The sequence below is a fragment of the Streptomyces sp. NPDC048696 genome (genome assembly GCF_043198895.1).
Classification (GTDB): domain Bacteria; phylum Actinomycetota; class Actinomycetes; order Streptomycetales; family Streptomycetaceae; genus Streptomyces.
In genome coordinates this window covers 1-22158 of the sequence record NZ_JBICVJ010000007.1, presented here as the reverse complement: position 1 = coordinate 22158, position 22158 = coordinate 1, and the positions used below count along the sequence as shown (strand labels likewise).

At 72.7% G+C, this 22158-nt stretch carries 21 protein-coding genes; 16 read left to right on the top strand and 5 right to left on the bottom strand.

The window, feature by feature from the left end:
* The first annotated feature begins 61 nt into the window (after positions 1-61).
* Together ACGFRG_RS16375 and ACGFRG_RS16370 are read left to right on the top strand one after the other, a co-directional pair.
* The gene (locus ACGFRG_RS16375; RefSeq protein WP_361431198.1) at positions 62-604 is read left to right on the top strand and encodes a cupin domain-containing protein; all 543 of its coding nucleotides are present in this window, start codon (positions 62-64) and stop codon (positions 602-604) included.
* Positions 605-1117: 513 nt separating this feature from the next.
* Entirely contained in the window at positions 1118-2872 is a 1755-nt protein-coding gene (locus tag ACGFRG_RS16370) for an MFS transporter (protein WP_361431201.1), read from the top strand.
* A gap of 54 nt (positions 2873-2926) precedes the next feature.
* Here ACGFRG_RS16370 and ACGFRG_RS16365 read toward each other — a convergent pair whose 3' ends face one another.
* On the bottom strand, positions 2927-3976 hold the full coding sequence (locus tag ACGFRG_RS16365) for a Ku protein (protein WP_393264473.1): 1050 nt from the start codon (positions 3974-3976) through the stop codon (positions 2927-2929).
* A 40-nt stretch (positions 3977-4016) separates the two neighbouring features.
* Between ACGFRG_RS16365 and ligD the strand changes: the two genes are divergently transcribed.
* Both ligD and ACGFRG_RS16355 read left to right on the top strand, forming a co-directional pair.
* The gene (gene ligD / locus ACGFRG_RS16360) at positions 4017-4901 is read left to right on the top strand and encodes a non-homologous end-joining DNA ligase (RefSeq protein ID WP_393264470.1); all 885 of its coding nucleotides are present in this window, start codon (positions 4017-4019) and stop codon (positions 4899-4901) included.
* The gene (locus tag ACGFRG_RS16355; RefSeq protein ID WP_393264467.1) at positions 4898-5806 is read left to right on the top strand and encodes an ATP-dependent DNA ligase; all 909 of its coding nucleotides are present in this window, start codon (positions 4898-4900) and stop codon (positions 5804-5806) included. The genes ligD and ACGFRG_RS16355 overlap by 4 nt, the downstream gene beginning before the upstream one ends.
* Before the next feature lie 454 nt (positions 5807-6260).
* Here the strand turns inward: ACGFRG_RS16355 and ACGFRG_RS16350 are convergent, their stop codons facing one another.
* Entirely contained in the window at positions 6261-7061 is an 801-nt protein-coding gene (locus ACGFRG_RS16350; protein WP_393264465.1) for a nuclease-related domain-containing protein, read from the bottom strand.
* A gap of 122 nt (positions 7062-7183) precedes the next feature.
* Here ACGFRG_RS16350 and ACGFRG_RS16345 point away from each other — a divergent pair, with 122 nt between their 5' ends.
* The 5 genes from ACGFRG_RS16345 (at position 7184) to ACGFRG_RS16325 (ending at position 10829) form a co-directional block, all read left to right on the top strand.
* Entirely contained in the window at positions 7184-7507 is a 324-nt protein-coding gene (locus tag ACGFRG_RS16345) for a zinc-ribbon domain-containing protein (RefSeq protein ID WP_361426529.1), read from the top strand.
* A gap of 79 nt (positions 7508-7586) precedes the next feature.
* Positions 7587-8240: a class F sortase gene (locus ACGFRG_RS16340; RefSeq protein WP_361426526.1), complete on the top strand. Its 654-nt coding sequence runs from the start codon at positions 7587-7589 to the stop codon at positions 8238-8240.
* A 43-nt stretch (positions 8241-8283) separates the two neighbouring features.
* A complete protein-coding gene (locus tag ACGFRG_RS16335) occupies positions 8284-9027 on the top strand; it encodes a hypothetical protein (RefSeq protein WP_393264461.1) in 744 nt (247 codons plus the stop codon).
* On the top strand, positions 9024-10397 hold the full coding sequence (locus ACGFRG_RS16330) for a histidine kinase dimerization/phospho-acceptor domain-containing protein (protein ID WP_393264458.1): 1374 nt from the start codon (positions 9024-9026) through the stop codon (positions 10395-10397). The genes ACGFRG_RS16335 and ACGFRG_RS16330 overlap by 4 nt, the downstream gene beginning before the upstream one ends.
* Before the next feature lie 90 nt (positions 10398-10487).
* Positions 10488-10829, top strand: coding sequence for an SH3 domain-containing protein (locus ACGFRG_RS16325; RefSeq protein WP_361426520.1), 342 nt, complete (start codon positions 10488-10490; stop codon positions 10827-10829).
* Positions 10830-10838: 9 nt separating this feature from the next.
* On the opposite strand, the gene ACGFRG_RS16320 is transcribed toward ACGFRG_RS16325, so the two are convergent.
* Positions 10839-11114 carry an SHOCT domain-containing protein gene (locus ACGFRG_RS16320; RefSeq protein WP_393264455.1) on the bottom strand — a complete coding sequence of 92 codons (276 nt, stop codon included), beginning with the start codon at positions 11112-11114 and terminating at the stop codon, positions 10839-10841.
* Between the two features lie 54 nt (positions 11115-11168).
* Positions 11169-11603 carry a DUF6325 family protein gene (locus ACGFRG_RS16315; protein WP_361426514.1) on the bottom strand — a complete coding sequence of 145 codons (435 nt, stop codon included), beginning with the start codon at positions 11601-11603 and terminating at the stop codon, positions 11169-11171.
* Positions 11604-11707: 104 nt separating this feature from the next.
* Here ACGFRG_RS16315 and ACGFRG_RS16310 point away from each other — a divergent pair, with 104 nt between their 5' ends.
* Together ACGFRG_RS16310 and ACGFRG_RS16305 are read left to right on the top strand one after the other, a co-directional pair.
* Positions 11708-13087 carry an FtsW/RodA/SpoVE family cell cycle protein gene (locus tag ACGFRG_RS16310; protein WP_361426511.1) on the top strand — a complete coding sequence of 460 codons (1380 nt, stop codon included), beginning with the start codon at positions 11708-11710 and terminating at the stop codon, positions 13085-13087.
* Entirely contained in the window at positions 13084-14535 is a 1452-nt protein-coding gene (locus ACGFRG_RS16305) for a penicillin-binding transpeptidase domain-containing protein (RefSeq protein ID WP_393264452.1), read from the top strand. Before ACGFRG_RS16310 ends, ACGFRG_RS16305 begins: the two co-directional genes overlap by 4 nt.
* A gap of 96 nt (positions 14536-14631) precedes the next feature.
* On the opposite strand, the gene ACGFRG_RS16300 is transcribed toward ACGFRG_RS16305, so the two are convergent.
* On the bottom strand, positions 14632-15735 hold the full coding sequence (locus tag ACGFRG_RS16300) for a ferritin-like domain-containing protein (protein ID WP_361426505.1): 1104 nt from the start codon (positions 15733-15735) through the stop codon (positions 14632-14634).
* A 283-nt stretch (positions 15736-16018) separates the two neighbouring features.
* Here ACGFRG_RS16300 and ACGFRG_RS16295 point away from each other — a divergent pair, with 283 nt between their 5' ends.
* The 5 genes from ACGFRG_RS16295 to ACGFRG_RS16275 all read left to right on the top strand — a co-directional run bounded on the left by ACGFRG_RS16295 (position 16019) and on the right by ACGFRG_RS16275 (position 21884).
* Positions 16019-16951, top strand: a complete 933-nt coding sequence (locus tag ACGFRG_RS16295) for a diiron oxygenase (protein WP_361426502.1) — start codon at positions 16019-16021, stop codon at positions 16949-16951.
* Between the two features lie 207 nt (positions 16952-17158).
* Positions 17159-17884, top strand: a complete 726-nt coding sequence (locus ACGFRG_RS16290; RefSeq protein WP_361426499.1) for a TetR/AcrR family transcriptional regulator — start codon at positions 17159-17161, stop codon at positions 17882-17884.
* 67 nt (positions 17885-17951) lie between these two features.
* Entirely contained in the window at positions 17952-18221 is a 270-nt protein-coding gene (locus ACGFRG_RS16285) for a hypothetical protein (protein WP_361426496.1), read from the top strand.
* A 59-nt stretch (positions 18222-18280) separates the two neighbouring features.
* A complete protein-coding gene (locus ACGFRG_RS16280; RefSeq protein ID WP_393264447.1) occupies positions 18281-20605 on the top strand; it encodes a PQQ-binding-like beta-propeller repeat protein in 2325 nt (774 codons plus the stop codon).
* A gap of 145 nt (positions 20606-20750) precedes the next feature.
* Positions 20751-21884, top strand: a complete 1134-nt coding sequence (locus ACGFRG_RS16275; protein ID WP_361426490.1) for a C40 family peptidase — start codon at positions 20751-20753, stop codon at positions 21882-21884.
* Positions 21885-22158 lie beyond the last annotated feature (274 nt).

The following is a 22158-nucleotide window of genomic DNA, read 5'->3' as shown; positions in this document are numbered from 1 at the left end:
ACCCGCCGTCCCGTGCTAAACCCGTAACCACTTGATAAGAAATCCAGCCAGAGAGGGTTTCATGACGACCATCATCCGCCCCGAGGACCGTCCTGCCGGCCGCCGCGGGTTTGAAATAGTCCTGCCGAGTGGCGCGACAGGTGGTACCGCCGCCATGGTGGAGGGCGAGATAGCCGCCGCGACTCCCGGGCCGCCGCTCCACACACATGCCGAGTCCGACGAGACGTACTACGTCCTCGAAGGCTCCTTGATCATGTACATCGACGGCGAGGTGACGACGCTCGGCCCCGGCTCGATGGCGCACATCTCCAAGGGCACCGAGCACACCTGGTCCACCACCCTCTCCGGCGGCTGCCACTTCCTGACGCTGCACCTGCCCGGCGGTTACGAGCTGTACCACCCGACCGCGCTGGCGGCCGAGCACGAGAAGGGCGGGCCGCTGATCCAGTCCGATCTCTTCGAGCTCGCCGCGAAGTTCGACTGGCGGATGGCCGGCAGCGAGCCGATGCGGCTGACCCCCGAGGGCGTTCTCGTCCCGGCCGGTGAGGCCGACGCGGTGGCGCAGCGCCTGCTCGCCGAGTACACCGAGCAGCCGGTCTCTTGAACGACTTAGGCAGCTCCGCACACTTAGAACGCCTCAGCCGGTCAGGCCACTTGGGTCACCTGGGTCACGTCGACCACTTGGGCCGCCGGCTGCCTTCACTCCGCTTGGGCCGCTCAGGTCGCCGGAGCGTGTGAGTGCCTTGACGAGTCAGGGTGCCGAAGATCCCCTTTCGGCTCACCACCCTGTGCGGGAGGGCGCTTTCACGTGTCCGCCGCCCGCCGCGCCCCCGCCCTGCGAGAGCTCCCTACCGCTCTCGCGGGGCGGCGGTCTGTCCGGCCGGGCCGGCCGCCTCGGGACCTGCTCTCACAAGACCCCGGTGTGACCCGCGGATACGGCATGTGACCTGCGAAAAGTCACACCGCCACACCCTGCTTCGTCATCCTTGTGACGCGAATTTTTCCTGCCTTGTAGGGCGAGGAGAACAGTAAATGGCACTCACCCCATCACGCTCCATCCGTCATGACCGGGCTGGGACGGCCTCGGTCACCACGATCGGCCAGAGGTAGACACGCCATGACTCACGACACGCACGCCGGAGCCGACCTGCCCGGCGGCAGCCACGCGGGGGCGGCGCACGGCGAAGCGCCGACGCTCGACCCGCGCCGCTGGCTCGCACTCATCATCGTTCTGGTCGCCGGGTTCATGGACATGCTCGACGTGACGATCGTCAACGTCGTCATCCCGAGCATCCAGAAGGACCTGCACGCGGACTACACGCAGATCGAATGGGTGGTGGCCGGTTATGTGCTCGGCTTCGCGGCCCTGCTGATCACCGGCGGGCGCCTCGGTGACATCTTCGGCCGTAAGAAGATGTTCCTGATCGGCGTCGCGGGCTTCACCGTCGCCTCGACGCTCTGCGGTGTGGCCAGCGGCCCCGGCATGCTCATCGCCGCCCGGTTCTTCCAGGGCTCGATGGCCGGACTGATGGTCCCGCAGATCCTCGCGATCATCCATGTCACGTTCCCGTCCGAGGAGCGCGGCAAGGTGCTCGGCATCTGGGGCGGTGTGCTCGGCTCCGCGTCCGTGGCCGGTCTGATCGTCGGCGGTGTGCTGGTCGACGCGAACATCGCCGACCTGGAGTGGCGCCCGATCTTCCTGGTCAACATCCCGGTCGGCATCGGCGCGTTGATCGCGGCCTGGTTCTTCGTCGGGGAGTCGAAGTCGCCGGCCGCGCCCAAGCTCGACCCCATCGGCGTGGTGATCGCGGTGACCGGCATCCTGATGCTGGTCTATCCGCTCGCCGAGGGCCGCACGCTGGGCTGGCCCGCCTGGACGTACGTCCTGATGGGCGGCTCGGTCGTGGTGTTCGCCCTGCTGGCCCTCTTCGAGCGGTACCGCACCCGGACCGTGGGCTCGCCGCTGGTCGTGCTCAGCCTCTTCAAGGAGCGCGCGTTCACCGCGGGCATGCTGGTGTGGACGCTCTTCTGGATCGCGCTCGGCGGCTTCTTCCTGGTGTGGACGCTGTACATGCAGCTGGGTCTGGGCTGGTCGCCGATGCGCGCCGGTCTGACGGGCGCGGCCTTCGCCGTCGGCGCCGCCGCCGGTTCCGGCCTCGCGGTCGAGGTGTTCACGCCGCGCATCGGGCGGATGACGCTGATCGGCGGCGCGCTCCTGAACGCGGCCGGGTTCGGCGCGTACATCCTCGTCGCGCACCACTACGGCCCGGGCATTCCGTCCTGGCAGATGATCGCGCCGCTGATCGTCACCGGCTTCGGCTTCGGTCTGGTGGTGGCGCCGATGATCGACGCGATCCTCACCAAGGTGCCGGTCAAGGACGCGGGTTCGGCCTCCGGGCTGCTCGGCACCACCCAGCAGGTCGGCATGGCGCTCGGCGTCGCCCTGGTCGGTGTGCTCTTCTTCGGCCACCTGGCCAGCGACTCCGACCACGGCGTCGACAAGGTCACCCCGGCGCTGCGCCAGGAACTGGTCACCGCGGGCGTCCCGGCGGGCGGCGTCGACGACATCGTCAAGGGCTTCCGGGCCTGTGTGCACGACCGCTCCGCCGAGTCGGACCCGACCAAGGTCCCGGCCAGCTGTCTGCCCTCCTCGGTGCAGGGCGCCGACAAGGTCCAGCCGATCCTGACCGCGCAGGGCCAGAAGGCCGTGAGCCACAACTTCGTCAAGAGCTTCGACCTCAGCCTCTGGTACGGGATCGGCATCCTGGTGCTGGTCGCGCTCGGCATGTTCGCGCTGCCCCGCGAGGTGCACGCGCGCGACCTGGACGCGGAGCTCGAAGCGCTGGGCGAGCCGGTCGCCCGAGGGGTGTGACACCTCGACGCCGACCGCAGGACCTCGAACTCCCCGTAGGCGTACGCCGGTTGCTCAGGCCGACGCGCGCTTGCGGGGAGTCGTCTTCTTCGCGGCCGCCTTCTTGGCCGTGGTCGCGGTGGACTTCTTGGCGCCGGACGCGCCGGTCTTGGGGGACGCCGCCGACTTCTTCGCGGCGGAGGTCGACTTGGCGGTCGCCTTCGTGGTCTTCTTCGCGGCCGCCTTCTTGGCGGGGGCGCTCTTGGTCTCGCTCTTGGCCTCGCTCCTGCGCGCGGCCGTCCTGCGCGGCTTGAGCTCGGTCACCTCGGCGGACTCGGCCTCCTCGCCGCGCGCCTGTTTCGCCGCGCGCACGCTCTTCTCCAGCGCGGCCATCAGGTCGATGACCTTGCCGCCACCGGCTTCGGGCGGGGTCTCGGACGGGGGCAGCGCGCCGCCCGCCTTGGAGGCGATGAGGGCTTCCACGGCCTCGCGGTAGTCGTCGTGCAGCGCGTCCACGTCGACCTCGCCGAGGGTGTCCATCAGGGCGTCGGCCAGGTCGAGTTCGGCGTCGCGCACCTTCACTCCGGTCTCCGGGGCGACGCCCTCGGGGGCGCGGATCTCGTCCGGCCACAGCAGCCCGTGCATCGCGATGACGTCGTCGACGACCCGCAGCATGCCGAGCCGTTCCCGGCCGCGCAGCGCGAACTTGGCGATGGCCACCTTGCGGCTGCGCTTCAGCGCCTCTCTGAGCAGCGTGTACGGCTTGGCCGCCGGGACACCGCTGGCGCTCAGGTAGTACGCCGTGTCGATCTGGAGCGGGTCGATGGAGTCGGCCGCGACGAACGCCACGATCTCGATCGTCTTGGCGGTGGGCAGCGGCAGCGCGGCCAGGTCGTCGTCGGTGATCGGGATCAGCGAGCCGTCCGCGTCCTCGTACGCCTTGCCGATCTCGGCGGCCTCCAGCTCCTCGCCGTCCAGCTCGCACACCTTGCGGTAGCGCACCCGGCCGCCGTCCTCGGTGTGGATCTGCCGGAACGAGATCGAATGGCTCTCGGTGGCGTTGAAGAGCTTGATCGGAATACTGACCAGCCCAAAGGAGATCGCACCGTTCCATATGGATCGCACTCTTCATCCCCTCTGCCGGGATTAGTGGGATTCTCATCGTATGACGCCGATCACATGGGTGGAGGGGCGGCGGATCGCGCTCTCCCGCCTCGACAAGGTGCTCTATCCCGCGACCGGCACCACCAAGGGCGAGGTGCTGCACTACTGCGCGTCGGTGGCCGGGGCACTCCTCGCGCATCTGCGGGGGCGCCCGGTGTCGTTCCTGCGCTACCCGGACGGCCCCGACGGCCAGCTCTTCTTCACCAAGAATCCGCCGCCCGGCACACCCTCCTGGGTGACGACCGCCCCGGTGCCGCGCTCCCAGGACAGCGCCGCGCGCCAGGTCCTGATCCCGGACCTGTCCACCCTGATGTGGGCGGCGAACCTGGTGGTCGAGTTCCATACGCCGCAGTGGCAGGCGGACGCGCCCGCGCAGGCCGACCGGATGGTCTTCGACCTGGACCCGGGCGCCCCGGCGACGGTGGTGGAGTGCTGCGCGGTGGCGCGGTGGCTGCGCGAGCGCCTGGCGGCGGACGGTCTGCACGCGTACGCGAAGACCTCCGGCTCCAAGGGCCTGCATCTGCTCGTCCCCCTCGAACCCACTCCGTCCGAGCGGGTCTCGGCGTACGCGAAGGGGCTCGCCCAGGAGGCGGAAGCCGCACTTCCGCAATTGGTCACCCATCGGATGGCGCGGGCACTGCGGCCGGGCAAGGTGTTCGTCGACCACAGCCAGAACGCGGCCGCGAAGACGACGGCGGCGCCGTACACCCTGCGGGCCCGGGAGCGCCCGACGGTGTCGGCGCCGGTGTCCTGGCCGGAGGTCGAGTCCTGCCGCGCCCCGTCCGACCTGGTCTTCCTCCTGGGCGACATAGAGCCGCGGCTGGCCCGGGACGGGGACCTGATGGCCCCCCTGATCAACCTGAACCGGGCGGGCCGCCTGCCATGACACCGCTGCGACCGCCGCTGAAGGTGGCCCTGGCCCAGTCGGTGCGGGAGCTTCCGACCGGGCCCGGCTGGGGGTACGAGCCGAAGTTCGACGGCCACCGGATGCTGGTCTTCCGCACCGCCGACGGTGTGGTGCTCCAGGCCCGCTCGGGCCGGATCGTGACGGCCGCGTTCCCGGACCTGGTGGAGGCGGCGCTCGCGCTCCCCGCGGGGTGCGTGCTCGACGGGGAGGTGGTGGTCTGGACGGGCGGCCGCACCGACTTCGCGGCGGTCCAGCGGCGGGCGGCGGCCACGCCGGCGCGGGCGGCGCTGCTGGCGCGGCGCCTGCCGGCGTCGTACGCGGCGTTCGACGTCCTGTCGGTCGCCGACGAGGACATCCGCCGCCTCCCGTACGAGACCCGCCGGGCCCACCTGCTCACGTTGCTGAGCCCCCTGGGCCCTCCGCTGCAACCGGTCCCGGCGACGACCGACCGCCGAACAGCCCTGACCTGGTACGAAACGCTCCCGGCGAGCGGGGTGGAGGGCCTGGTGGCCAAGCGCCTCGACTCCCCGTACCGCCCCGGCACCCGAGCCTGGCGCAAACTCCGCCACACGGATACGTGGGAGGCGGTGGTGGTGGGCTACGTGGGCCCGCCGCGACGCCCGACGGCCCTGGTCCTGGCGCTCCCGGGCGACGACGCGGTGGCGGTCTCCAGCCCCCTGGGCCCCGCGCTCCGTGCGGAGGCGGGCCGCGCCGGCCTACGCCCCTCCCCCGGCACCCCCACGGCGATCGCCCCCGGCTGGGGCGAGATCACGTACGTACCGGTCGAACCGGGCCACTTGCTGGCGGAGGTGGAACGGGGGACGGTCCGGCATCCGGTGACGACGGTGCTGCGGCTGCGGGGGGGGTTGAGGGGTAACGGGTGAGGCGCGTTGTCGCTCGTCTGCGGGCCGCCTGCGGCGGGTATTTCCCCACCCCGCCCCTTCCCGGCTGTGACATTTTGCGGCTCCGCCGCGTGGCTCCGGCGGTTGTCGTTTCGTCTGCGGGTTGTGTGTGGCTGGTCGCGCAGTTCCCCGCGCCCCTACAGGAGGGCCCGAAGGGCCCATCTAAGGGGCGCGGGGCTGTGTCGATTTGCGGCTCCGCCGCGTGGGCGCGAGCAACCCAGCACGATCCGCAGACGAAAACGGGGCCCGGGGCGCAGCCCCGCCCGGGGTCCAGGGGCGCAGCCCCGCCCGGGGTCCAGGGGCGCAGCCCCGCCCGGGGTCCAGGGGCGCAGCCCCGCCCGGGGTCCGGGGGCGTAGCCCCCGGGAAACCAGCTCCACCCCCACCCACCCCCGGAGGGTTCAGGGAAGGGGCGGGGAGGGGCCCAGCACCCGTGTGTCACACCCGCGCCCACGTCCTGCGATCCCGCGCCGTCCAGTACAGCGCCTCGATGTCCGCCGGTTTCAGGACGCCCCCCAGCCGCGCCAGCTCCGGCAGCTCCGCATCGCGCAGCACCCGTACGTCCCGTGGCGGCGCGACGCAGTCCACCCGGTCCGCGCCCGGCAGGGCCAGGACCGGGCGGACCGCCGCCGCCAGGGCCAGGGACGCGCGCTCGGCGTCGCGGCGGGCCCAGCGCAGCTGGGGCGCGGGCGCGGCGCGGCCCACCGAGACCAGCGGGTCCGCGATCCGGACGCGGTGGCGGTGCGCGGGCACGGTCCGCACCGTCATCACCCCGGCGGGCCCGATCAGCAGATGGTCGATCCGCCCCTCCCCCGGCAGCGGCACCGAGTGCAACACCCGCCACCCCGCGCCCTCAAGCCCGTCAAGCCCGGCCCCCACCCGTTCCTGCGCGGCCAGCGCCACCCGGCGCGGGTCGGCCCGCAGCCGCCGCTGCTCCCCGTGCCGCTCCAGCTCCGCGAACAGCGCCTCGCCGGGCCGGTTGGGCGCGAGGTCGTCGTCGGGGTGCAGGGAGAGCCGGGCCAGGTCGGCGGGGGTCGGCGCGGGCGGCGGCCCGACCGTCACGTCACCCACCACGAACGGCGCCAGGGCCGCCAGCACCTCGTCCCGGCGCTCCTCCAGGAGCAGGCTGACCCGCCCGCTCTCCCGGTCGTACCAGGCCGCGCTCCTCCCGTCCGGGAGGCTGACGTACAGCCGTGCCTGTCCGTGCCGGTGCACCGGTGTCACCCGCAGTCCCGACATCCCGCATCACCCCCACGCCCATGGGACCAGCACCGCCCGCGCAGGGCAATATCGCGGCTCGTATAGTGCGGAGCCGCTGGGCGCGTGCCGCACGCGCCATCGGAACGGGAGAGGCACCACCTATGATCATCTGGGGCACCAGGGGATATCTGTACCAGTTGGCGATGATGACGCTGGTCTGCGGGAACTGCGGCAACCCCGCGGCCCACGGACTGCGCAAGTACGTCAAGAAGTTCACGTTCTTCTTCATCCCGCTCTTCCCCCTGTCGACCCGGTTCCGTACGCAGTGCACGTTCTGCGGTCTGGAGCAGGAGATCACCAAGGAGCAGGCCGAGCAGCTGCAGGCGATGGCCGCCGGGCCGCAGCCGGGCCAGGGCATGGCCCCGCAGCCCGGGTACCAGCAGCAGCCGGGTCAGATGCACGGGCAGAACCCGTACCAGCAGTGACGGCACGGTCACCACGGATATGGAGAGCTGTTACAGAGCCGGGAAGGCTCCGCGACAACCGCTGCCTACGGTGGTGACCATGACTGCGTCCACGACCTCCCGCCCCCGTCCGCGCCACACGGCGCGGCTCGCGGCCGCCTCCGCGCTCGCCCTGGCCCTGGGCGGCGGGCTGATGGCCTGCGGCTCGGGCTCGTCCGGCGGCGGCAAGGCGCCCGCGCCCGATGTCTCGGTACGCAACGCCGCCACCACCCAGGCGCGGCAGCAGGTCGGCCCGCTGAAGGCGGCCGAGCCGACCCGGGTGGTCATCCCGTCGGCGGGGGTCGACGCCGGTCCGGTGCTCCACCTGGGCCTGGACGACAAGCAGGAGCTCCAGGTGCCGCCGGTGGAGAAGGCGGAGCTGGCGGGCTGGTACACCGGCAGTGTCACGCCCGGCGAGAAGGGCGCTTCGGTGATCGTGGCGCACTACGACACGGCCAAGGGCCCGGCGCTCCTGCGCAATGTGAAGAAGATGCACGTCGGAGATGTGATCGAGGTCGGGCGGGCGGACGGTTCGACGGCCGTGTTCCGGATCCGCGAGACTCAGCAGGTGGACAAAACCGACTTCCCCACGAATAAGGTTTACGGCAGGACCGACCGTCCGGAGCTCCGCCTCATCACCTGCGGCGGCCCGATCAAGAACGGCCACCGCTCGGCCAACATCATCTTCTACGCCGACCTGGTGAAGGCGCAGTAGCCCTCGCCGCCACCGGCGCCGAGGCCCTCACGACAGGAGCACCGTGACCCGCCACCGCCGCCGCCCCGCCGCCGCGGCCCTCGCGCTGCTCGCCGGCGGGGCCGTGACCCTGCTGCTGTCCGGCTGCGGCAACGCGGGCGGGCTGCAGGGCGCGGGCCCCACCCAGACGGCGGTCGGCCCGGTGCAGCTGTGGCCGGACCTGCCGAAGCCCACGGCGACGCCGCAGGACTACGGCGAGTCCCAGACCGAACGGGTTCCCGGCATCAAGGTGCCCGGTGGCGACGTCCACAACCTCGACCCGGTCGCGGTCGTCCAGGCCGAGGTGCGCGCCCACCCCGACCAGTACACGGGCGCCGACGGGCTCTACGAGGAAACGGTTCGCCAGCTCACTCAGTGCCGGTCGAAGCCCAAGAGCTGCCCGGTGCTCAAGGCGTACTTCCGCGATCTGACCGGCGACGGCAGGGACGAGATGATCCTCGGCATCAAGATGCCCGAGCAGCAGCTCGCCGTGCGCTGCTACACGCCGGACAAGAACGGCACCCTGACCCGGATCATGTCCACCTCGGACCAGCTGATCGGGGTGGAGCTGGCCGGCCGGGACGTCATCCTGCACTCGGTCTCCGCGGGCATCCCGGGCTACGAGTACCGCACCGCCTGGTCCTGGGACGACCACCAGCGCGCCATGCTGCCGACCCGCGACGAGATCATCCGGGTGGAGCCGCAGCACTCCCTCAACCCGGTGCCGCCGCACCCCAAGACACCGACTCCCACCGCGAGCAAGCGATGAGGCGGCCCCGACTGCCGGCCTGGACGGCGACGCTCACCTGGAAGGCCGCGGTCTTCATCACCGTCATGTGCTGCGCCCTGGCGGCCCTGCTCAGTGTGCTCGTCCATGTCTCGGTGACCCGGCAGACCGTCGGCCAGGCCCGGGACAAGGCGCTGTCGAAACTGGACGACGTGTCCGAGGCGTACGAGGCGGGCGAGCCGCTGCCGCCCGGTGCCGGACTCGACCCGACGGGCCTGCCCGACTCGCTGCGCAGGCTCGCCCTCTCCGGCAGGCGCGGCACGCTCGTCGCCGACAACCTGCGCGGGCGCCCCACCATGTGGGCGGCGGGCCCGGCGGACGGGCGGCGCGCGCTGGCCGTCACGATCGACTACAGCCAGAGCGCACGCACCATCAACGGCCTCGACCAGGCGATCCTCGGCTCCTCCATCCTGGCCATCGGCGCCACCCTGCTGGTCGGCGTCTTCGGCGTCACCCGGGTCACCCGTCGGCTGCACCAGACCGCGACGGTGGCCCGCCGGATCGGCGCGGGCGACCTGGACGCCCGGGTCAACGACCCCCGCACGAAGGACCCTTCGCGCCCCCAGGACGAGGTGGCCACGGTCGCCGGAGCGCTCGACACCATGGCCGGGACGCTGCAGAACAAGCTGCTGAGCGAGCAGCGCTTCACCGCCGACGTGGCGCACGAGCTGCGCACCCCGCTCACCGGCCTGCACGCGGCCGCCGAACTGCTGCCCGAGGGACGGCCCGCCGAGCTGGTACGGGACCGGGTGCGCGCGATGCGCTCGCTCACCGAGGACCTGCTGGAGATCTCCCGGCTTGAGGCGGGCAGTGAGCCCGTCGACCTCGATCTGGAGTATCTGGGGCCGCTGGTGGAGCGCGTGGTGCGGGCGTCGGGGACCCCGACCGAGGTGGTGGTGGTCCGCGACACCTGTGTGGAGACCGACAAGCGGCGCCTGGAGCGGGTGCTCGGCAATCTGGTGGCCAACGCCCACAAGCACGGCGAACTGCCGGTGGTCCTGACCGTCGACGGCCCGGTCGTGACCGTACGGGACCACGGCGCCGGATACCCCGCCTATCTGCTCGACCACGGACCCCAGCGCTTCCGCACCGAGGGCGGCAACAAGGGCCACGGGCTCGGCCTGACCATCGCGGTCGGCCAGGCGTCGGTGCTCGGCGCCGGACTGCGGTTCGGCAACGCGCCGGACGGCGGCGCGGTGGCACGGCTGTCCCTGCCGGAGTACGCGGGGTCCGGCGAGCACGCGAACGGGCCGGGCGGTGGTGACCCGCAGGCCGGGGCCGGTACGCGGGGTCCCGGGTCCGGTGCGCGGGGTCCCGCGGGTAGTCCGTCCGGCGGCACGCACCCTTCGTGACTCTTTGCGGACGGTAAGGAGCGAACCTAGGGTGAGCCGGGCGAGCCAAGGACCGTCCCCCACGGCCCTCCCCTCCCCCAGGAGGCATCCATGTCCCCGCGTTCTCCCCTTGCTTCGCTCGGCGTGTGCCTGGCGACCGGCGCCGTCGCCGCCCTCGCGGCGGCCGGTCCCGCGAGCGCCGAACCGTCCGACCACAGCGGCTACACCGGCCGCGTGACGGCCAAGTCCGGCCTGCTCCTACGGGACAAGCCGACCCGCAGCAGCCGGATCGTCGGCACGGCGCCTTACAACTCGATCGTCCACATCTTCTGCAAGACGCGCGGCGACAGCGTCGAGGGCAACAACCGCTGGTATCTGCTGATGGACGGCACCTGGGCGTGGGGGTCGGCGTTCTACATCGACAACCTCGGCCCGGTGCCGCGCTGGTGCTGATCCGCCGGCTCACTTCCCGAGGAGCTTCGCCTTCGCGGCCGTGAACTCCTCGGGGGTGAGCAGCCCTTCCTTGGCGAGCCGCCCCAGCTGGGTCAGCCGGTCGACCAGGGCGGCGCCGTCGGGGTCGGGCGCCCCGGGAGCCGCCTCGGGCGGCGCCCCGGGAGCGGGAGCCGGGGGCTCGGGGCGCGGCGGTCGCGGGGCGTTCTCCAGCAGCCCGCGCAGCAGGGGCGCGCCCGGCGGACGGGTCACAGGGCGCACCACCGCCCGGGTGGATCTGATGAACACGGCTCAGTCTTCCTCTCGGATGCACACGGCGCTCTCGTCCCGTACCAACACGGCTCAGCCCTTCTCGCTCCGCGCGGCCGCACGTTCGGCCAGCGCGGCCCTCACCTCGTCCAGGCGCTCCGGCGGAAGCCGCACCGAGCCCGCGACATGGCCGCCCGCCGCGCGCACACCCTTGGCCGCCTCCTCCGCCCACAGGTGCTCGATCAGGGCGATGATCGCGCAGCTGCCCCGGTCGAGGAGCCCCGCCGCCTCCTGGACGTCCTCGGGTCCGATCAGCCGCTCGACGCCGTCACCGACCAGGACGCCGCTCAGCTCCTCGAACTCGTCGAGCTCGGCCGCCAGCACCTCGCCGCCCGCCGTCTTGGTGACGACGAGCGCGTCGACCATCCGTACCGCCCGGGATCGGCGCACCCCGACGAGCGAGTCGACGGCCTGCACCCGCAGCTGCTCCTCGGGGAAGGCGAGGACGATGAACTCCACGGGCCCCATGGCCGTACTCCTCAGTGACGGTCCGTCAGTTCTCTTGGTCGAGATACCCTCGGCACACTATGACATAAAGGACATAAGCGGCCGCGCTTGCTACGTTTCCCGGCATGAGCGCACCGACGACGGTGGACCGGCCACCGCCCGCCCTTCGCCTCCCCCGCCGCCGGGGCGTCGAACTCTCGCTGCTCGTCGGCGCCGTCCTCGCCTCGGTCTACGGATACGCCGACGTCGGGCTCGCCAAGAGCGGCGCCATCCCGCCGGACGCGGCGGGCTACGGCGCGGGGCTCGGGCTGCTCGCCCTGCTCGCGCATCTCGCGGTCCGGCTCCGCGCCCCGTACGCCGACCCGCTCCTGCTGCCCATCGCGGTCCTGCTCAACGGCCTCGGCCTGGTCCTGATCTACCGCCTCGACCTGGAGACCCCGCACACCCCGGCCGCCTCCGCCCAGCTGGTCTGGTCGGCCCTCGGTGTCGCCCTGTTCGGCGCGGTCGTCCTGATCCTGCGCGACCACCGGGTGCTCGCCCGGTACGCGTATCTCTCGGCCGCCTCCGCTCTGGTCCTGATGGTCGTGCCGATCTTCTTCCCGGCCGTCAACGGCGCCAAGATCTGGATCCGCCTCGCCGGACTCTCCTTCCAGCCGGCCGAGTTCGCCAAGATCCTGTTCGCGGTTTTCTTCGCCGCGTACCTGGCCGCCAACCACAACGCGCTCGCGTACACCGGCCGCCGGATCTGGCGCCTGCAACTGCCCACCGGCCGGGTGCTCGGCCCGATCGTGGCGATCTGGCTGCTGAGCGTCGGGGTGCTGGTCCTGGAGCGCGACCTCGGCACCTCGCTGCTCTTCTTCGGACTCTTCGTCATCATGCTGTACGTGGCGACCGGCCGCACCGGATGGATCGCGGTGGGGCTGCTGCTGGCGGCGGTCGGCGCGGCGGCGGTCGGCTCGCTCGAACCCCATGTGCACAGCCGCGTCCAGGACTGGCTGCACCCGTTCGCCTCCATCGACGCCGGTCAGGGCCCTGGTCAACTCGCCCAGTCGCTGTTCGCGTTCGCCGCGGGCGGCATGCTCGGCACGGGGCTGGGCGCGGGCCACTCGATCCTCATCGGCTTCGCCGCGAAGTCCGACTTCATCCTGGCGACGGCGGGCGAGGAGCTGGGGCTCGCCGGACTCACGGCGATCTTCCTGCTGTACGCGCTGCTCGTGGCCCGGGGCTACCGCGCGGGCCTGGCGCTCAGCGACTCGTTCGGGCGGCTGCTCTGCGTCGGGCTCTCCTCGATCCTCGCCCTCCAGGTCTTCGTGATCGCGGGCGGGGTGACGGGCCTCATCCCGCTGACCGGCATGGCGATGCCGTTCCTGGCGCAGGGCGGCTCGTCCGTGGTCACCAACTGGATCATCGTGGCCCTGCTCATCCGGGCCAGCGACAGCGCGCGCACCCCGCGCCCGGCCGTCGAGACCGGCACCCTCGCACCTGTCCGCACGGGGGCCCGATGATCCGCTACATCCGGCGGGCCGCCGCCTGCTGCCTCGTCCTGCTGGTCGCGCTCCTGGTCAACGCGGCCCGCGTCCAGATCCTCCAGGCCGACGCGCTCGACGACAACCCCGCCAACCGCCGCGCCACACTGGCCCGTTACGGGCAGCCGCGCGGCGACATCCTGGTGGACGGCGAAGCGGTCACCGACTCCTTGGACACCGGCCAGCCGCTGCGGTACGAGCGCACCTACACCGACGGCCCGCTGTACGCGCCCGTCACCGGCTACGCGTCCCAGATCTACGGCACCACGCTAGTCGAGAACGCGGAGGACGCCGTCCTGTCCGGCACCTCCCCGCTGCTCACTCCGCTGTGGGGCGACCTCACCCGTAAACGCCAACGCGGCGGCGACGCGGTCACCACCATCAAGGCGTCGATGCAGCGGGCCGCCTACCGGGGCCTGGGCGGCAAGAAGGGCGCGGTCGCCGCCGTCGAGCCGGCCACCGGCCGGATCCTGGCCCTGGTCAGCAGCCCCTCGTACGACCCCGGCAGGCTCTCCGGGAACGGGCCGGCGGTCAAGAGGGCCTGGACCGCGATGACCACGGGCCCCGAGCAGCCGATGCTCAACCGGGCGATCCGGCAGACGTATCCGCCGGGCTCCACCTTCAAGATCGTGACGGCCGCGGCCGCGCTGGACGCGGGGGCCGTCAGCGATGTGAACGCGCCGACCGTCACGCCCGACCCGTACATCCTGCCCGGCACCAGCACCACGCTGCCCAACGAGGCGAGCGGCTGCGAGAACGCCTCCCTCGCGTACGCCGTGGAGGTCTCCTGCAACACGGTGATGGCGAACCTCGGGGTCAAGGTGGGACTCGCCGGGATGCTCAAAGCGGTCGGCAGGTTCGGCTTCAACGACACCCGGCTGCGCATCCCGTCGGGCGTCGCCAAGTCCAACTTCGACAAGAAGATGGGCCCCGACCAGCTGGCACTGTCCTCCATCGGGCAGTTCGACACCACGGCCACACCGCTGCAGATGGCGATGGTGGCGGCGGCGGTCGCCAACGGCGGGGAGCTCAAGTACCCGTATCTGGTGGACCGCACGACCAGCGCGCACGGCACGACGCTCGCCCGGACCGCCGAGCGCGACTACCAGCAGGCGATGAGCCCGGCCACCGCCGTGCAGCTCCAGCAGCTGATGGTGGACGTGGTGGAGAAGGGCACGGGCACCAGCGCCGCCATCCCCGGGGTACGGGTGGGCGGCAAGACCGGCACGGCCCAGAACGGCGTCGGCAACCGGGGCCTGCCGTACGCCTGGTTCATCTCCTGGGCCCAGGCCCCGGACGCCGCACGGCCCGCCGTGGCCGTCGCGGTGGTCGTCGAGGACGCGGAGGCGAAGCGGATGGACATCAGCGGCGGCGGCGACGCGGCACCGATCGCGAAGGCGGTGATGGAGGCGGCGCTGGCGGGCTGACCGGAGGGGGCGCCCCCTCCGGTGACCCCCGGGCCCGCGGCCGCTGTTCGGCGGGCGGGCGACGGCGGACGACCGCGATGCCGTCGACGCGACCGTTCAGGCCGCCCCGTCCGCGATCGCCTCCTCGACCTCCGCCACCCGTGCCGTCTCCTCCTGGGCGAACCGCTCGCGGTCCAGGCGTTCGGCGATCTCCTCGTCCTCGGCCATCAAGAGGTCCAGGTTGGAGTCGCCGAGGTCGAAGACGCCCATGTCGAGGTACGCCTTCTGCAGCCGCTCGCCCCACAGGCCGATGTCCTTGACGCACGGCACGATCCGGCTGAACAGCAGCTTGCGGAAGAGGTGCAGGAATTCGGACTGCTCGGACAGCTCCTCGGCCTCCGCCTTGGGAATGCCGAAGTTCTCCAGGACCTCTATGCCGCGCAGCCGGTCCCGCATCAGATAGCAGCCCTCGATGACGAACTCCTCGCGCTCGCGCAGTTCGGCGTCGGAGAGCTGCTTGTAGTAGTCGCGCAGCGCCATCCGGCCGAACGCCACGTGCCGCGCCTCGTCCTGCATGATGTACGCGAGGATCTGCTTGGGCAGCGGCTTGTCCGTGGTGTCGCGGAGCATGCCGAACGCGGCCAGCGCCAGGCCCTCGATCAGCACCTGCATGCCCAGGTAGGGCATGTCCCAGCGGGAGTCGCGCAGGGTGTCGCCGAGCAGCCCCTGGAGGTTGTCGTTGACCGGGTAGAGCATCCCGATCTTCTCGTGCAGGAACCGGCTGTAGATCTCGGCGTGCCGGGCCTCGTCCATGGTCTGGGTGGCGGAGTAGAACTTGGCGTCCAGGTCGGGCACCGACTCCACGATCCGCGCCGCGCACACCATCGCGCCCTGCTCGCCGTGCAGGAACTGGCTGAACTGCCACGACGAGTAGTGCCTGCGCAGCTCGCCCTTGTCCTCGTCGGTCATCTTGGCCCAGTAGCGCGTCCCGTACAGCGTCATCGCCTCGTCGGGGGTGCCGAGCGGGTCGTACGGATCGACTTCGAGCTCCCAGTCGATGCGCCTGGCGCCGTCCCACTGCTTGTCCTTGCCCTTCTGGTAGAGGGCGAGCAGACGGTCGCGCCCGTCGTCGTATTCCCAGCTGAAGCGCGCCGCGCCCGACGCCGGGACCTGCCACAGGGGGTCGTGCGGGCCGTTCACATACAGGTCTTGCGTCGACACGTGCGGCTCCTTCGCCTCGCGGAATCACTCTTCAGGTCATTCGCGGAACTCTTGTGGACCTCTCACGGACCGCCCCGGGGGATGTCTGACTGTCCGTTACACGCCGGTTCACTGGCAGGCTCACACGTTGGTAGACGCCGGGTCAACAAGTCGGGGCCAAGGGATTGACGGGCTTGCTGACAAGCAGTCTCATAAGAGGTGACCGCCGGTACGTCACGACCGATACCGCCCCGGCCGATCGCGAATCGGCCCGGACCGACCCCCAGCCGAGGTGCCACCAGCCATGACGACCGTGACCGAAAGCGAGCTGCTGCACGACGCGCTCGGCCTGCTCAGGGACCGCGAGGAGGTCGCCGAACGACTCCTCGCGTCCTCCGCGCGGCACTCCTTCGACCCCGACAAGGAGCTGGACTGGGACGCGCCGCTGGAGGACGGCAAGTGGCTCTGGCCGCCCGAGCTCCTCTCCCTCTACGACACCCCGCTGTGGCACAAGATGTCCGAGGACCAGCGCTTCGAGCTCGCCCGCCACGAGGCCGCCTCGCTGGGCTCGCTGGGGATCTGGTTCGAGATCATCCTGATGCAGCTGCTCGTACGGCACATCTACGACAAGCCGGTGACCAGCAACCATGTCCGCTACGCGCTCACCGAGATAGCCGACGAGTGCCGGCACTCGATGATGTTCGCCCGCATGATCAAGAAGAGCGGATCGCCCACGTACCCGGTCCCCCGGCTCTACCACAACCTGGCGCGCGTCCTGAAGACCGTCTCGACGACGCCCGGCTCGTTCGCCGCGACGCTGCTCGGCGAGGAGATCCTGGACTGGATGCAGCGGCTCACCTTCCCGGACGACCGGGTGCAGACGCTGATGCGCGGGGTCACCCGGATCCATGTGGTGGAGGAGGCGCGCCATGTCCGGTACGCCCGCGAGGAGTTGCGCCGCCAGATGGTGAGCGCGCCGCGCTGGGAGCGGGAGCTCACCCGGGTCAGCTGCGGGGAGGCCGCGCGCGTCTTCTCCACCTGCTTCGTCAACCCGCAGGTGTACGAGAACGTCGGCCTCGACCGCAGGGAGGCCGTCGCCCAGGTGAAGGCGAGCGGCCACCGCCGCGAGGTGATGCAGAACGGCGCGAAGCGGCTGACCGACTTCCTGGACGACATCGGGGTACTGAACGGCGTGAGCCGGAGGCTGTGGGTGAGCTCGGGTTTGCTGGCGCGCTAGCGCCACCGAGGGGCGCGGGGCTGTGACATTGTGCGGCTTCGCCGCGATGGGGGTCCCCCCTGTTCGAGCGGAGCCGAGAACTTGGGGGAGCGACCATCCCCCAAGCTCTCAACTTCGTTCGAGCAGGGGGGACCCCCATCGCACGGTCCGCAGACGAACCAGACCGCGCCCGGGGCGGAGCCCACGCGCGGGGATTACGCTGCCCGTATGACGTCACCCGCCGCCACCCCCGCGTACCGCAGGCTCAGCGTAGAGGCGCGGCGGACCCAGTTGCTCGACGCCGCGCTGTCGCTCTTCGCGCACCGGGCGCCGGAGGACGTGTCGCTGGACGACGTGGCCGAGGCGGCCGGTGTGTCGCGGCCGCTGGTGTACCGGTACTTCCCGGGCGGCAAGCAGCAGCTCTACGAGGCGGCCCTGCGCTCGGCCGCCGACGAGCTGGAGCTGTGCTTCGCGCAGGCCCAGACCGGCCCGCTCACGCATCGCCTCGCCCAGGCCCTGGACCGCTATCTCGCCTTCGTGGACGAGCACGACGCCGGGTTCTCCGCTCTGCTACAGGGCGGCAGCGTCGCCGAGACCTCGCGGACCACCGCGATAGTCGACGAGGTGCGCCGCGCGGCCGCCGAGCAGATCCTCGTGCACCTGGGGGTGGAGGCACCGGGTGCACGGCTGCGGCTGATGGTGCGCACCTGGATCGCGGCCGTCGAGGCCGCGTCGCTGATCTGGCTCGACGAGGAGAAGCAGCCGCCGCTGCCCGAACTGCGCGACTGGCTGGTCGACCACCTCGTCGCCCTGCTCACCGCGACCGCCGCCACCGACCCGCAGACGGCGGCCGTCGTGGGGGCGGCGCTCGCCCTGGAGTCGCCCGAGGGCCCGGCCGGGGTCCTCGCCCGCCGGATCGTGCCCGTCGTCGCCGGGGCGGCCCATCTGCTGTGACGCGGTGACGCGGTGACGCGCGGGGCGACCTGCCCGTTCGTACCGTCGCCGGTGTGACACTTGTGGCGTGCAGAGCGAGAACACCCTCTTTGTGGGCGGGCCCCTCGACGGGCGCGTCCTGCCCGTCCTGATCGGCCCGACGGGCAAGCCGCCCCAGTGGTACGAGGTACCGGTCCCGGACGCCGACGGCGGCCCGGCGACGGTGTACGCGTACCGGCGCGAACCCGCCGGACACAGCAAGCGGCTGGGAATCCAGCGCGGCTGGAAGTACACCTACGCGCCGGAGGGCCGCGAGCCCCGCCGCTGGCCCTGGACCAAGCCGGCACCGCGCGCCTGAGCACCCCCGTGGCGCGATAAGCTCGCTGGTCCACGCCGTGCCGCAGGGGGAGTTGAGCCATGGAGGCGCTGACCGCCGAGGAACCGCGCGAGCTCGGTCCGTACCGGATGCGGGCCAGACTGCGCGAGACCGGCACGGCCCGGGTCTATCTCGCCCACGGCGCGGACGGGCGCGGCGTGTCCGTCACCGCCGCCCGGCCCGATCTGGCCGCGCTGCCCGCCTTCCGCAGCCGCTTCCGCGACGAGGCACGGGCCGCCGAGCGGCTGGCCGGTCCCTGGGTGGCGCCGGTGCTCGCGACCGGTCCCGAGGAGTGGCTGCCGTGGCTGGCCACCCCGTTCGCGGCCGCGCTCACCCTCGCCGAGGCGGTGGCGCTCGCCGGACCGCTGCCCGAGGCGACCGTGCGTACGCTCGGCGCGGCGCTCGCCACCACGCTTGAGCGGGCGCACGCGGTGACCGGCCGGGCGTTCCAGGGCCTGGGCGCCGACGTGGTGCTGCTCACCGCGGACGGGCCGCTGGTCACCGCGTTCGGCGTACTGGGCGGCGCGAGCGCGGCGAGCGCCGGGGAGGGCGGGCGCCTCGGCGTGACCGTCGGCTATCTGACGCCGGAGCAGGTCGCCGGTCAGAAGCCCGGACCCGCCGCCGATGTGTTCATGCTGGGCATGCTGCTCACGTACGCGGCCGGGGGCGCGGGTCCCTTCGACGCGGGCCCGGCCGACGCGGCCGCGCACCGTATCGCGCACTCGGTCCCCGATCTCACCCCGGTCCCGGCCGCGCTGCGCCCGCTGCTCGGCCGCTGTCTGGCCAAGGCGCCCGGCGCCCGCCCCACCCCGGCCGAGGTGGCGGCGGAGCTGGTCCCCGGCGGGGTGGACGCGGTGCTGCCGGACGGCTGGCTGCCGCCGCGCGTGGCGACGGCGATCGCGGAACGGGCCGCACAGGCACGGGAGTTGCCCGGAGTGACGCTCGGCGGCACGGTGCTGTGGCCCGCCGACGCGCCCCCTGGCGCCGCCCCCGTGCCCGCCGCCCCGCAAGCCCCACCGGCCACCCCCGCAACACCGGACTCCGCGCCCCCGCTCCCCGCCTGGTCCGCCCCGCAGCCCTTCCCGCAGCCGGTCCCGGCTCCGGCCGCCACCGCCCCCGGCGGCGGCTCGCCGCTCGCCCGTATCGCCGCCGACCGCAGGTCGCTGCTGACCGCCGGGCTCGCCTCGGTCGCGGGGCTCGCGCTCGGGGCGGGCGCGGTACTCGCGTTCGACGGGGACTCCGGGGGCACGGACAGCAAGAGCACGGCCGACGCCAAGCCCGCGGCCCGCCCGCTGCCGGTGCCCGGCGCGCCGCCGACCGCCCGCTGGGGATACGCGGTCCCCGGCGGCAAGCTGCTCGGCACCCCGCTCGCCCAGGGCACGGTCCTGGTCGTCCCCGGCGCCGCCCTCACCGGCGTCGACCTGCGCACCGGCAGGCAGCTGTGGAACCGCCCGGAGCTGGCCGGGGTGGCCCAACTCCAGCCCGCCGACACCGACTTGGCGTTCGGCGCGGGCCCCGCCGACTTCGTCTGGTTCGCCGTCGCCGACGGCTCGATCCACCAGAAGGTCCCGTACGCGTCGCTCGCCCCCGGCATGGGCACGCCGGAGGTCCGCGCGCACGCGGGCACGACGGTGTGGTTCACCGCCACCGCGGGCAAGGACGCCGCCCTCTACGCGTACGACATCGCGCACCGCACCGTCCTGTGGCGCAGGCCGGTGGGCCGGGGCGAGACCTTCGAGTGGGCGACGCCGTACGGCGGTCAGCTGGTCTCCCGCCGCCCGGCGGCCGCCCCGCCCAAGGGCGCCAAGCAGGTGCTCGCGGAGTTCTTCGCCGTCGACCCGAAGACCGGCAAGGACGTGTGGTCGCGCACCTACGGCTCGGTGCTCCCGACCGACGAGGCGGTGCTCGCGCCGGACGGCACCCTGCTCACGACGGCGGGCGGTGGTCTCCAGGCGTTCGACCTCACCACCACGAATCCGCGCTGGCAGCACCCCAAGGGCAAGGCGCCGTACGGAACCCCGGCCCCGGGCAAGGGAGTTGTGTACGTCCCGGACAGCGGTACGCAGGTGACGGCGCTCGGGGCGGCGGACGGGCAGCAGCGGTGGGCCGGGACGACCGACCTCGCACTGGGCACGCCGGTGGAGACGCACATGGTCGCGGGCGCGTCCGGGCGCACCGTCCTCGCTCTCGACCCGTTCCAGGTCACGGCGTTCGACGCGGCTAGCGGCGCGCGGCTGTGGAAGTTCCAGGACGCGGGCACCAAGGAGGAGTCGGCGGACCGGGGCGGCTACCGGGCGGTGGCGGCGGACGCGGACACGGCGGTGGTGTGGCACGGGGCGACGCTGTACGCGCTGCCGGTGTCGTGAGCGACTGCCGTAAGCAGGTGTCGTAGCCCGTACGCAAGCGGCCGCACCGGCGTACGGCCGGACGGGTGAGGGATTCGCACCGTTCACCCGTCTCGGCGCGCTTTGCGCCGGGCCACCGTGCCACCATCCGACCGGAGGTGAGCACGTGTCAGTCGGAACTCTGCGCTCGGTGTGCACCGCTGCGGCCGTGGCGGCCGCACTGGTGTCGGCCGTCCCCGCCGCGCACGCCGCGCCCACGCCGCCCGAGACCTCGGTGAGCGGACTCCTGACGCAGTTGCAGACGCTGTACCGGCAGGCGGAGGAGGCGTCCGAGGCGTACAACGCGGCCGAGGAACGGCTGAAGCTGCGGGCGGCGGACGAGAAGAAGGTCGCGGCCGGGCTGACGAAGGCGCGCGTCGCGCTCGCGGTGAGCCGCGCCGCCGCGGGCCGCCTGGCCCGCGAGCAGTACCAGGGCCACAGTGAACTCTCCACGTATATGCAGCTGTTGCTGGCCCGCGACCCCCAGGGCGCGCTGGACCAGGGGCATCTGCTCCGGCGGGCCGCCGAGGAGCGCCGGGCGACGGTGACCCGGCTCGCGCGGACCGAGCGGCAGGCCGACGCGCTGGCGCGGGCGGCGCGCAAGGCACTGGACGAGCAGACGACACTGGCCGCGCGCCAGCGGCGCGCGCGGGACGCGGTGCGGGCGCGGCTCAAGGACGTGGAGGGCCTGCTCTCCGCGCTCAGCGCGGACCAGCTCGCCGAGCTGGCCCGCCTTGAGCAGCAGGGCATGGCGCGGGCCCAGCGCGATCTGCTCGCCACGGGTGCGCTCAGCGGCGTGCGCGCGCCGTCCGAGGAGGGCGAACAGGCGCTGCGGTACGCGGTGGACCAGCTCGGGAAGCCGTACGTCTGGGGCGCGGAGGGGCCCGGCTCGTACGACTGCTCGGGCCTCACCTCCCAGGCCTGGGCCCACGCGGGCCGGGCCATCCCGCGCACCAGCCAGGAGCAGTGGGCGGAGCTGCCCCGGGTGCCGCTGCGGGCGCTGCGGCCCGGGGACCTGGTGGTGTACTACCCGAAGGCCACGCATGTGGCGATGTACCTCGGGGACGGCCTGGTGGTGCAGGCGCCGCGGCCCGGGACGCGGGTGAAGATCTCCCCGATCGCGGCGAACCCCCTGCTCGGCGCGGTCCGCCCCGACCCGGCGGCGGGCCCGGTGTCGTCGTACCGCCCACCGCGGCTGCCGCCGGGGGCGACGGGGGGTTCGGACGAGGGGTACGCGCGGGAGTCACCCCCGGAGGAGTAGCCCCCACCCCGCCCCTTCCCTAAACCCTCCGGGGGTGGGTGGGGGTTGAGGGGGGGAGGGGGCGTTTCCCGGGGGCTACGCCCCCGGACCCCTTCGCGGGGGCTGCGCCCCCTGCACCCCGATTCGGGGCTCCGCCCCGGGCCCCGGTGGGTGGGCAAGCGGGGCTGCGCCCCTGCACCCCGTTTTCGTCTGCGGGCCGGTGGGGGCTGGTCGCGCAGTTCCCCGCGCCCCTGAAGGAGGGCCCGAAGGGCCCATCCAAGGGGCGCGGGGAACT

Bases quoted from the DNA above. Each gene is read 5' to 3' on its own strand.
- ACGFRG_RS16375 (WP_361431198.1), top strand. From the start codon at position 62: ATGACGACCATCATCCGCCCCGAGGACCGTCCTGCCGGCCGCCGCGGG.
- ACGFRG_RS16370 (WP_361431201.1), top strand. From the start codon at position 1,118: ATGACTCACGACACGCACGCCGGAGCCGACCTGCCCGGCGGCAGCCAC.
- ligD (WP_393264470.1), top strand. From the start codon at position 4,017: ATGACGCCGATCACATGGGTGGAGGGGCGGCGGATCGCGCTCTCCCGC.
- ACGFRG_RS16355 (WP_393264467.1), top strand. From the start codon at position 4,898: ATGACACCGCTGCGACCGCCGCTGAAGGTGGCCCTGGCCCAGTCGGTG.
- ACGFRG_RS16350 (WP_393264465.1), bottom strand. From the start codon at position 7,061: ATGTCGGGACTGCGGGTGACACCGGTGCACCGGCACGGACAGGCACGG.
- ACGFRG_RS16345 (WP_361426529.1), top strand. From the start codon at position 7,184: ATGATCATCTGGGGCACCAGGGGATATCTGTACCAGTTGGCGATGATG.
- ACGFRG_RS16340 (WP_361426526.1), top strand. From the start codon at position 7,587: ATGACTGCGTCCACGACCTCCCGCCCCCGTCCGCGCCACACGGCGCGG.
- ACGFRG_RS16330 (WP_393264458.1), top strand. From the start codon at position 9,024: ATGAGGCGGCCCCGACTGCCGGCCTGGACGGCGACGCTCACCTGGAAG.
- ACGFRG_RS16325 (WP_361426520.1), top strand. From the start codon at position 10,488: ATGTCCCCGCGTTCTCCCCTTGCTTCGCTCGGCGTGTGCCTGGCGACC.
- ACGFRG_RS16315 (WP_361426514.1), bottom strand. From the start codon at position 11,603: ATGGGGCCCGTGGAGTTCATCGTCCTCGCCTTCCCCGAGGAGCAGCTG.
- ACGFRG_RS16310 (WP_361426511.1), top strand. From the start codon at position 11,708: ATGAGCGCACCGACGACGGTGGACCGGCCACCGCCCGCCCTTCGCCTC.
- ACGFRG_RS16305 (WP_393264452.1), top strand. From the start codon at position 13,084: ATGATCCGCTACATCCGGCGGGCCGCCGCCTGCTGCCTCGTCCTGCTG.
- ACGFRG_RS16295 (WP_361426502.1), top strand. From the start codon at position 16,019: ATGACGACCGTGACCGAAAGCGAGCTGCTGCACGACGCGCTCGGCCTG.
- ACGFRG_RS16290 (WP_361426499.1), top strand. From the start codon at position 17,159: ATGACGTCACCCGCCGCCACCCCCGCGTACCGCAGGCTCAGCGTAGAG.
- ACGFRG_RS16280 (WP_393264447.1), top strand. From the start codon at position 18,281: ATGGAGGCGCTGACCGCCGAGGAACCGCGCGAGCTCGGTCCGTACCGG.